The 10,073-nt window shown below is 70.3% G+C and carries 10 protein-coding genes and 2 pseudogenes; 9 read left to right on the top strand and 3 right to left on the bottom strand.

Translation table 11 applies throughout. From position 1 onward, the window contains the following. Positions 1 to 582, top strand: a pseudogene (gene vreR, locus FFS27_RS21500) (anti-sigma factor VreR); the annotation flags it as partial. Between the two features lie 9 nt (positions 583 to 591). Here vreR and FFS27_RS21505 read toward each other — a convergent pair. Both FFS27_RS21505 and gspH read right to left on the bottom strand, forming a co-directional pair. After that, a complete protein-coding gene (locus FFS27_RS21505; RefSeq protein WP_003141152.1) occupies positions 592 to 1,233 on the bottom strand; it encodes a PulJ/GspJ family protein in 642 nt (213 codons plus the stop codon). Further along, positions 1,217 to 1,666 carry a type II secretion system minor pseudopilin GspH gene (gspH, locus tag FFS27_RS21510; RefSeq protein ID WP_003111910.1) on the bottom strand — a complete coding sequence of 150 codons (450 nt, stop codon included), beginning with the start codon at positions 1,664 to 1,666 and terminating at the stop codon, positions 1,217 to 1,219. Before gspH ends, FFS27_RS21505 begins: the two co-directional genes overlap by 17 nt. Before the next feature lie 147 nt (positions 1,667 to 1,813). On the opposite strand from gspH, the gene FFS27_RS21515 reads away from it, so the two are divergent. Beyond that, entirely contained in the window at positions 1,814 to 2,245 is a 432-nt protein-coding gene (locus FFS27_RS21515; protein WP_003141149.1) for a type II secretion system protein N, read from the top strand. 2 nt (positions 2,246 to 2,247) lie between these two features. On the opposite strand, the gene gspI is transcribed toward FFS27_RS21515, so the two are convergent. Continuing rightward, entirely contained in the window at positions 2,248 to 2,622 is a 375-nt protein-coding gene (gspI, locus tag FFS27_RS21520; protein WP_003085347.1) for a type II secretion system minor pseudopilin GspI, read from the bottom strand. Between the two features lie 233 nt (positions 2,623 to 2,855). Between gspI and gspG the strand changes: the two genes are divergently transcribed. The 7 genes and pseudogenes from gspG to FFS27_RS21555 all read left to right on the top strand — a co-directional run. Next, positions 2,856 to 3,305, top strand: coding sequence for a type II secretion system major pseudopilin GspG (gene gspG, locus FFS27_RS21525; protein WP_003085349.1), 450 nt, complete (start codon positions 2,856 to 2,858; stop codon positions 3,303 to 3,305). A gap of 7 nt (positions 3,306 to 3,312) precedes the next feature. Next, on the top strand, positions 3,313 to 4,278 hold the full coding sequence (gene gspK / locus FFS27_RS21530) for a type II secretion system minor pseudopilin GspK (RefSeq protein WP_003085351.1): 966 nt from the start codon (positions 3,313 to 3,315) through the stop codon (positions 4,276 to 4,278). After that, positions 4,275 to 5,486, top strand: a complete 1,212-nt coding sequence (gene gspL / locus FFS27_RS21535; protein WP_023096073.1) for a type II secretion system protein GspL — start codon at positions 4,275 to 4,277, stop codon at positions 5,484 to 5,486. Before gspK ends, gspL begins: the two co-directional genes overlap by 4 nt. Further along, positions 5,473 to 6,066, top strand: a complete 594-nt coding sequence (locus tag FFS27_RS21540) for a type II secretion system protein M (RefSeq protein ID WP_003111906.1) — start codon at positions 5,473 to 5,475, stop codon at positions 6,064 to 6,066. Before gspL ends, FFS27_RS21540 begins: the two co-directional genes overlap by 14 nt. Then, positions 6,063 to 8,474, top strand: coding sequence for a type II secretion system secretin GspD (gene gspD / locus FFS27_RS21545; protein ID WP_023101536.1), 2,412 nt, complete (start codon positions 6,063 to 6,065; stop codon positions 8,472 to 8,474). The genes FFS27_RS21540 and gspD overlap by 4 nt, the downstream gene beginning before the upstream one ends. Next, positions 8,471 to 9,880 carry a type II secretion system ATPase GspE gene (gspE, locus tag FFS27_RS21550; RefSeq protein ID WP_003120811.1) on the top strand — a complete coding sequence of 470 codons (1,410 nt, stop codon included), beginning with the start codon at positions 8,471 to 8,473 and terminating at the stop codon, positions 9,878 to 9,880. Before gspD ends, gspE begins: the two co-directional genes overlap by 4 nt. After that, a pseudogene (locus FFS27_RS21555) lies at positions 9,880 to 10,073 on the top strand (type II secretion system inner membrane protein GspF); the annotation flags it as partial. The gene gspE and the pseudogene FFS27_RS21555, both read left to right, overlap by 1 nt.

Raw genomic sequence — 10,073 nt, forward strand, 5'->3', positions numbered from 1 at the left:
CAGGTGAGCGGCGAGACGCGGATCGAGATGAACACCCGCACCCGCCTGAACGTGCGGCTCAATCAAGAGCAGCAGGAAACCATCGAACTGCTCGGCGGCGAGGCCGAGATCATCGCCAGCCACCCGCCGCAGAGCAGCCTGCGGGTGATGGCCGGGAGCGCCTGGCTGAGCGCCAGCCGGGCCCGCTTCAATGTGCGCAGCAGCGGTGACGTTTGCGTGGTGACCTGCCTGGAGGGCAGCGTGCGGCTCGAACACCTCGGCCAGCGCCTGGACCTCCAGGCCGGCCAGCAACTGACCTTCGACGAGCGACGCAACGGTCCGCCGGTGCCTTTCGACGTTGCCGAGGTGATGGCCTGGCGCGAGCGCATGCTGGTGTTCAACGACGTACCGTTGGCCACGGTGATCGACGAAATCAACCGCTACCGTCCCGGCATGCTCCTGCTGCTGGACAAGGCCCTTGGCCGACGCCGGGTCCAGGCCCGTTTCAGCCTCGACCAACTGGCCGACGTGGCGACCCTGATCCGCGATGCCTATGGCATCGAGGTCACCCGCCTGCCGGGCGGGGTGGTGCTGCTCGGCTGAGCCACCGCTTCATTGCAGGGCCACCACCCGTCGATAGCGCTCCACGCCGTTGCGGGTGACCCGCGCCAGGCTGATCTCCAGTCCGCTGGCGCGGACTTTGCTGCGTGCCGGCAGGCGCGTCCAGCCCTTTCCCGGCACCCAGGCACGGATCTCGAACCGACTCACGTCGTCCAGCACAGCCACCCGCTCCGCCAGCGGCGGCAACGGCAGGCGGTCGCCGCTGGGCGAGGCGGCGCGGTAGAGGACCTTGCCCTGTCGCCACCAGCGCACGCGCTGCAGCGGCGCGCCTGGCTCGGTACTGGCGCGGACGATGTCCAGGCGCAATGGGATCTCGCTCAGGCGCTTCAGTGCGAGTCCGGGCGGCAGGCTGTCGCCGGCCCGGATCGGCTCGTCGCCGATGGGCAGGCCGGTCTCCTCCCGGATGGCGCTGTGCAGGGCGATGTCGCGCTCCAGCTGGTTCAGCGCGCGCAGTAGCGCGGCGCCCTGCTCGGTGCTGTCCTCCAGGTGCGCGCTGGCCCGGGCGATGCTGTCCAGGCCGCGCCAGGCCATCAGGCTGACGATGGCCATGAGCATGATCGCGACCATCACCTCGATCAGGGTGAAGCCGGCTTGCCGGCGCCGCGTCGTCGCGCGTTCAGTGTACCCGGACATGGCCGTTCGCCTCGCGCAGCACGGTGACGCTGTGTTGGCCGTCGGAGAGCGTTATCCGCAACGGCGCGCCGATCCATTCGGCGTCCAGCAACACCGGTCGCGGCGGGCGCACGCTGACCCGCAGCGGCGCGGCCTGCCAGTCGCGCGCGCGCAATTCGGTGTCGGCGGCGAAGGCGTCGGTCTTGCCGCGATAGGCCTGCGGGCTGAAGCGATAGCCCTTGGCGCTGGGCTGCCAGAGGATCGGCGTACCGCGTACCCGTGCTTCGCCCTGGGCTATTTCCAGCAACCGCGCCAGGCGCGCGGCATCCTGGCGCAGCAGGCCCGTCGGGTCGGGGCGGGCGCTCAGGCTGATGGCCGCCGTGGCGATGCCGACGATTACCAGCACCACCATCAGTTCGATCAGGGTGAAACCGCCTTGCCGGGGTCGCCTCACCGGATGCCGCTCCGCGAAGAGAGAGGTTTCCAGAGTGCCCGACGAAGATGATCGGCGTGTGAAACATAACGGAGAGAATTCCGCGCTAGGCTGGTGCCGGGGCGCCGTTCGTGGCGCCCGTCGCCCATACGCCAGGAGAGCCCCGCCATGCCGGCCATGCCCCGTATCGATCCGCCCCGCCTGGTCCAGTTCGCCGCCGTGCTGGCGATCCTCGCCGGCCTGCTGTTCTGGGGCTATCTGTTGCTGGCGCCGATTCCCGGCGTGGTCCAGGCCGAGGTCGCCGCCGTTCCGCCGCCCAGCGGCGAGGACGCCGCTCAACGCTGGTTCGCGGCGCCTTCCGGTGAGGTCGAGGTGCAACTGGCGGGATTGATCAGCGGTGGTCCCGCGGCGATCGCCATCCTCTCGGTGAACGGCGCACCGGCCCAGGCCTATCGCGAGGGCGAGGTCCTGGCACGTGCGGCGAAGGTGCGGCGGATCGAGGCCGACGCGGTGCTCATCGAGCAGAACGGCGAGGTTCGCCGGGTGCCCATGCAGCGGCTCGCCGAACCGCCGCCGCTGGCTACCCTCAAGCGCGGTTGAGATCACCGGGAGCGGCTCAGCAGGGTGTTCAGGCGCGCCAGCGGCACCGCCTGTTCGCGCTGCGTGCGCACACGGATTTCCACCCACAGTAGCGCGGGGTCGTCGGTGGCCTCGACGCGTTGTTCGCAGTACAACCGCAGGCGGCCCTGGGAGCATTCGAAATCGCTGTTTCCCGGAGCCGCGCCGACGCCCAGGCGTAGCTCGGCGAGCCGGCTCTCCGCTGCCAGCAGGGCCAGCGACTTGTCGCGCAACAGACCATTGCCGTCGGTCATCAGGCCCACCGCGCGGATCGCCGCGGCCAGGGCGATGGCGACGATGGCCAGCGCGACCAGCACTTCGATCAGGGTGAAACCGCGGGAAGACAGGCGCGTGGACATCGCGGAAAGGTCGGCGAAAGGGGACTTCCAGGCTAGCCGGGAAATCTGACCGATCCCTGACAAAAGCTCGGGAGGGCGCTCCCGCGAGCCATCCCCGGCGCCTGCCGGAAAGCCCGGCTCCAGGGCCTTGCGGGCGCCTCCGGAAGAGCGGCGCACCCGAGGATTTTCAATATCGTTGACATATCTTCCTGAAACAATCCGCGGCGAATCGAACCATGCCGAGGAGTGTCGAGATGGATGTCGTGCAGTTCAGCTCCAGCCCGAAAGGACATCGGGGACAGCGGGGCTTCACCCTGATCGAGATCATGGTGGTGGTGGTGATCCTCGGCATCCTCGCCGCGATGGTGGTACCCAAGGTGCTCGACCGTCCCGACCAGGCCCGTGCCACCGCGGCGCGCCAGGACATCTCCGGGCTGATGCAGGCGCTCAAGCTCTACCGCCTCGACCAGGGCCGCTATCCGAGCCAGGCGCAGGGCTTGAAGGTGCTCGCGGAGCGTCCTGCCGATGCCTCGGCGAGCAACTGGCGCTCGTACCTGGAGCGCCTGCCCAACGACCCCTGGGGCAAGCCCTACCAGTACCTGAATCCCGGCGTGAACGGCGAGATCGACGTGTTCTCCCTCGGCGCCGACGGGCAGCCGGGCGGCGAGGGCATCAACGCCGACATCGGCTCCTGGCAGCTCTGAGCGCGCCATGAACGGTCATCGCCAGCGCGGCATGGCGATCATCAGCGCGCTGCTGATCGTCACCGTGGTCGCGGTCATAGCCGCCGGCCTGATCGCCCGCCAGAGCGCATTCATCCGCGCCCTGGAAAGCGAGCAGCTACGCATCCAGGCCGGATGGATGCTGCGCGGTGGCCTGGAATGGAGCCGCCAGTTGCTGCTCGAGGACAGCCGCCGCGACCCGCTGACCCGCCTCGACCAGCGCTGGGCGCAACCGATGCGTGGCTTGCGTCTGAGCAGCGCCGAGTTGCCGTTCAACGGCCAACTGGAAGACGAGCAGGGCAAGTTCAACCTGCGCAACCTGTTGGTCGACCAGCGCCCCGATCTCCAGGAGCGAGCGAACTTCGAACGCCTCGCCGGTCTGCTCGGCGTGCGCCCGAAGGAGACTCGGCTGATCGTCGAGCGGGTACTCGATTCCTATGCACGGCTGCCCGCCGAAGCGCCGCCGGCCGAGACGCAACCCGCAGGCTTCGACAGCGGCCGCGAGACTTCGCCGGGTGCCGTGTTGCGGGCGCTTCCGGCGCGCATGCCGGCGCTCAGGCGTCTCGACGACCTGGCCCGGCTGGGCATTCCGCCGGCGACCCTGGAACGCCTGCGGCCCTACGTCACCATCCTGCCCGAAACCACCTGGATCAACGGCAACACCGCGCGCGCCGAAGTGCTCGCCGCCTGTGTCCCCGGCCTCGGGCTGGACCAGGCGCGGCGGGTGCTCGGCGAGCGCGACCGGGGCCGCTGGTTCCTCAATCGCGGCGACTTCGTCAACCGCCTGAACATGCCGCAATTGCAGGCGCAGTCGGTGAAGGTCGGGATCACCAGCGACTGGTTCCTGCTCACCGCCTATGCTCGGCGCGACCGGCAAGAGGTGCGCCTGCAAGCCCTGGTGCAGCGCAAGGCCGGTGAAAGCACGGCGGTCAACTGGGTGAGGGTGGGCTCATGAAAGCCACCTGGCGTTGCCTGCTGCCGCCGCTGAGCGAGTTCGCCGAGGCGGCGCCGCTGCCTTGCCTGCGCCTGGATGCGCGCGGCGCGGTGCAGGAACGAATCGAGGCCTCGCTCGCGGAACTGGCGCGGCGACGCCAGGGGTTGCCGGTGGCGCTGTTCCTGCATCCGCGCGATTGCCGCCTGGTCAGTCTCGAACTGCCGGCGCTGCCTGCGGCGAAGCTCGCCGCCGCGGTGAACTGCGCGGCCGAGGCGCTGGTCCTCGGCGATCCGGCGCAGCTACGCCTGGCCCACGGCCCGCGCGGCGCCGACGGGCGCCTGACCTTGGGGTGGTTGGAGGCGTCGGCGCTGGCCTCGCTGGAGCAGGCCGTGCAGCGGCTGCGGCTCGACGTGCGGGAGGTGCAGGCCGCGCCGTTCCTCCTGCCGTTGCGCGATGACGGTTGGGTGGCCGGCGAGTGGGACGGCCATCTGCTGTTGCGCCGCTCGCTGAGCGACGCTGCGGTCCATCCCTTGCCGGAGCAGGGCCTCGCTGAGGTCCCGCAGGAGTTGCGACTGTTCTGGCTGGGCGAGCGACCGGCGTGGGGCTCCGCAGCCCTGGAGCGGGCCGAGGCGCTGGACGAAGCGCTGCGCTGGAGCGGGCCCGCCAGTCCGTGGGGATTGGCGCTGAAAGCGCCGGCGACGAGCGCCGGCAACGGCACCTGGAAGATGCCCCTGGTCTGCGCAGCCCTGGCCTTGCTGGTGTGGGTCGCCGGCCTGAACCTGTACGCCGGGCAATTGGCCGGGCAGGGCCAGTCCTTGCAACGGCAGAGCAGTCAACGCGTGCAGCAGGCCTTCCCGGAACTGCCGGTGGTGCTCGATCCGCTGCGCCAGGCTCGCGAGCGACGCGACGCCTATCTGGCCGGCAAGGCCGATGGCGATGCCGTACCGGGGCTGGCCGCGCTGCTGCATGGCGCCGGCGAGGCGATGCCGTTCCTCGCCGGACGCCTGCAACGACTGGACTACCACGCCGGCGAACTGGACCTGGAGCTGCTGCCGGGACCGCCAGGCGGCGATGCCGCTGCCTGGCAGGGCGAGTTGGGCAAGCACGGGTTGCAGGCCGATGCCTCCGACAAGGGCTGGCAGGTGCGCGCCATGGAAGCGCCGCCAGCGCCGGCCGCTGGCGCGGCAGACAGTGGCACTGCCGAGGCGGCTGCCGATGAAGATGAATAAGCGCCTGGCGGGCCTACTGAATACCCCGGCGCAGCGCTGGAGTCCCCTGCTGCTGCGGCTGCAGGCCTACTGGCGGCAACTGGCGCCGCGCGAGCGCAAGATTCTCGCCGGCGGTGGCCTGGCGCTATGCCTGGCGCTGACCTGGCAAGTGTTCATCGATCCGCCGCTGGCGCGGATCGAGCATTGGCAAGCCGAGCTGCCGCGCCTGCGTGCGCAGGCCGCGGCGGTGGACGGCGTGTTGCGCGAGGTCGAGGCGTTGCGCGGTCCGACCCTGAGCGGTACGGCGGACGCCGAGGCGATCCGTCGCAGCCTGCGCGATCAGGGACTCGACGGTTTCCAACTGGACGCCCCGCAACCGGGCCAATGGCAACTGGACTTCGCCAGCGTGTCCGGCGAGGCCTTGCTGCGCTGGCTGGCGCGCAGCCCGGCGGCGTTGCGCCTGAGCGTCAGCGAGGCGCAGGTGACGCGTCTTGACGCTCCTTCCGAGGAGCGCTCTGGCTCTTCGAGCGAGCCGTCCGGCGGGCTGGTGTCCGCCTCGATCCATTTGCAGTCGTCTTCCGCTCCCAAGGATTCCCCATGAGGCAATCAGCTTTCCACCATGCCCGGCGTCGTTGGCCTGTACTGGGCGTGGCGCTGGGCGCGCTGCTGGTCGCGGCGTGTAGCGAGACGCCGAAGGTCCCCGGCGTGCCCCCGGCCGACGAGGAAGTCGGCCGGCCGCTGAGCAGTGTCCGCTCCGGTGCGCCGTTGCGCAGCGCCGACGTCCGCGAGCGGCCCCAGGCCGAGCAGGCCCGCCGCGCGTTGAGTGCCGGGCGCGGCGTAGCGCGCTCCGGTGCCGTGGCTCCGGTCTCAGCGGCAGCGGCCGAACTCGGCGAGCAGCCGGTCAGCCTGAATTTCGTCGATACCGAGGTGGAAGCGGTGGTGCGCGCGCTGTCGCGCGCCACCGGCCGGCAGTTCCTGGTCGACCCGCGGGTGAAGGGCAAGCTGACCCTGGTTTCCGAAGGCCAGGTACCGGCGCGCACCGCCTACCGCATGCTCACCAGCGCCCTGCGCATGCAGGGCTTCAGCGTGGTCGACGTCGACGGGGTCAGCCAGGTGGTGCCGGAGGCCGACGCCAAGCTGCTCGGCGGGCCGGTCTACGGCGCCGACCGGCCGGCGGCCAACGGCATGGTCACGCGGACCTTCCGCCTGCGCTACGAGAACGCGGTGAACCTGATCCCGGTGCTGCGCCCGATCGTCGCGCAGAACAACCCGATCAATGCCTATCCGGGGAACAACACCGTGGTGGTCACCGACTACGCGGAAAACCTCGACCGGGTCGCCGGGATCATCGCCAGCATCGACATCCCCAGCGCCAGCGACACCGACGTGGTGCCGATCCAGAACGGTATCGCGGTGGACATCGCCAGCACCGTCTCCGAACTGCTCGACAGCCAGGGCAGCGGCGGCGCCGAGCAGGGCCAGAAGACCGTGGTGCTCGCCGACCCACGCTCCAACAGCATCGTGATCCGCTCGCCGAGCCCCGAGCGCACGCAATTGGCGCGCGACCTGATCGGCAAGCTGGACAGCGTGCAAAGCAATCCCGGCAACCTCCATGTGGTCTACTTGCGCAACGCCCAGGCGACCCGCCTGGCCCAGGCCCTGCGCGGGCTGATCACCGGCGACAGCGGCGGCGAGGGCAACGAGGGCGACCAGCAGCGCGCGCGCCTGAGCGGCGGCGGCATGCTCGGTGGCGGCAACAGCGGTACTGGTAGCCAGGGCCTGGGAACCAGCGGCAATACCACGGGCAGCGGTTCCAGCGGGTTGGGCGGCAGCAACCGCAGCGGCGGCGCCTATGGTGCGATGGGCAGCGGCCAGGGCGGCGCCGGACCCGGTGCGATGGGCGAGGAGAACTCGGCGTTCTCCGCCGGCGGGGTCACCGTACAGGCCGACGCCACCACCAACACCCTGCTGATTTCCGCACCCGAGCCGTTGTACCGCAACCTCCGCGAAGTCATCGACCTGCTCGACCAGCGCCGCGCCCAGGTGGTGATCGAAAGCCTGATCGTCGAGGTCAGCGAAGACGACTCCAGCGAGTTCGGCATCCAGTGGCAGGCCGGCAACCTCGGCGGCAACGGCGTGTTCGGCGGGGTCAACTTCGGCCAGTCGGCGCTGAACACGGCCGGCAAGAACACCATCGACGTGTTGCCCAAGGGGCTCAACATCGGCCTGGTGGATGGCACCGTGGACATCCCCGGGATCGGCAAGATCCTCGACCTCAAGGTGCTCGCCCGGGCGCTGAAGAGCCGCGGCGGCACCAACGTCCTGTCGACCCCTAACCTGCTGACCCTGGACAACGAGTCGGCGAGCATCATGGTCGGCCAGACCATACCCTTCGTCAGCGGCCAGTACGTCACCGACGGCGGCGGTACCAGCAACAACCCGTTCCAGACCATCCAGCGCGAGGACGTCGGCCTGAAGCTGAACATCCGTCCGCAGATCTCCGAGGGAGGAACGGTCAAGCTCGACGTCTACCAGGAGGTCAGCAGCGTCGACGAGCGCGCCAGCACCGCCGCCGGGGTGGTCACCAACAAGCGCGCGATCGATACCAGCATCCTCCTCGACGACGGCCAGATCATGGTCCTCGGCGGCCTGTTGCAGGACAACGTGCAGGACAACACCGACGGCGTTCCCGGACTCTCCAGCCTCCCCGGCGTCGGCTCGCTGTTCCGCTACCAGAAGCGCTCGCGGACCAAGACCAACCTGATGGTCTTCCTGCGTCCCTACATCGTCCGCGACGCCGCCGCCGGGCGCAGCATCACCCTCAACCGCTACGACTTCATCCGCCGCGCCCAGCAGCGCGTGCAGCCGCGCCACGACTGGAGCGTCGGCGACATGCAGGCTCCGGTGCTGCCGCCGGCGCAGCAGGGCATCCCGCAGGCCGCCTACGACTTGCGCCCGAGTCCGCGGCCGCTGCGCGCGGTACCGCTGGGCGAGGCGGCGCCGCTATGAGCCTGCTGCCCTACGCCTGGGCCAAGGCGCAGCGCGCCTTGCTGCGGCCGGGCGAGCATGGCGCGACCCTGCTGGTCAGCCCGCGCACGCCCGGCTGGGCGATCAGCGAGGTGCGCCAGCGGCATGCGCTGGCCAGCCTGGAGAGCGTCCGCGACGACGAACTCGACACCCTGCTGGCCAGCGCCTACTCCGATACCGGCAGCGCCGCGGCGGTGGTCGGCGCGGCGGAGAGCGAGGTCGACCTCGACCGCCTGATGGACGATATCCCCGAGGTCACTGACCTGCTCGACACCCAGGATGGCGCGCCAGTGATCCGCATGATCAACGCGCTGCTGACCCAGGCGGCGCGCGATGAGGCCAGCGACATCCACATCGAGCCCTTCGAGACCCATTCGGTGGTGCGCTACCGCGTCGACGGCGCCCTGCGCGACGTGGTTGCGCCGCGCAAGGCGCTGCACGCGGCGCTGGTGTCGCGGATCAAGATCATGGCGCAGCTGGATATCGCCGAGAAACGCCTGCCCCAGGATGGCCGCATCGCCTTGCGGGTAGCCGGGCGGCCGATCGACATTCGCGTCTCCACCGTGCCCACCGGCCACGGCGAACGGGTGGTGATGCGCCTGCTCGACAAGCAGGCCGGACGCCTGAGGCTGGAGACTCTGGGCATGGCCCCGGGCGTGCTGGCGCCGCTGGACAACCTGATCCGCCAGCCGCACGGCATCGTGCTGGTCACCGGGCCCACCGGCAGCGGCAAGACCACCACCCTCTACGCCGCCCTGGCGCGGCTCGACGCCAGCACCAGCAACATCCTCACCGTCGAGGACCCGGTGGAGTACGACCTGCCGGGGATCAGCCAGATCCAGGTCAACGCGCGCATCGACATGACCTTCGCCGTAGCCCTGCGGGCGATCCTCCGGCAGGACCCGGACATCATCATGATCGGCGAGATCCGCGACCTGGAAACCGCGCAGATCGCCGTGCAGGCCTCGCTCACCGGGCACCTGGTGCTGGCCACGCTGCACACCAACGACGCGGTGTCGGCGGTGACCCGGCTGGTGGACATGGGTGTCGAGCCGTTCCTGCTCGCCTCGTCGATGCTTGGCGTACTCGCCCAGCGCCTGGTGCGGCGCCTGTGCACGCATTGCCGGGTCGAAGAGGACGGCGGCTGGCGCGCGGTTGGCTGCCCTGCCTGCAACCAGACCGGTTACAGCGGGCGCACCGGCATCCACGAGCTGTTCGTGATCGACGACGAGATCCGCCGCCTGGTCCACCAGGGCCGCGCCGAGCAGGATCTCCGCGAAGCCGCCCGCGCCGCCGGCATGCGCAGCATGCGCGAGGACGGCGAGCGCTGGATCGCCAGCGGCTCCACCACCCTGGAGGAAATCCTCCGCGTGACCCGGGACGCCTGATGCAGACCTTCCGCTACGAAGCCGCCGACGCCCAGGGCCGGATCGAGACCGGCACCCTGGAGGCGGACAGCCAGCGTGGCGCCCTCGGCCAACTGCGCGCCCGCGGCCTGACTCCGCTGGAGGTCCGCGAGCAGGCCGGCAGCGGGGCCGGGCAAGGGGCGGGCGCGCTGTTCGCCCCGCGCCTGTCCGACGG

Source organism: Pseudomonas sp. 2VD, from assembly GCF_005503585.1.
GTDB lineage: Bacteria > Pseudomonadota > Gammaproteobacteria > Pseudomonadales > Pseudomonadaceae > Pseudomonas > Pseudomonas aeruginosa.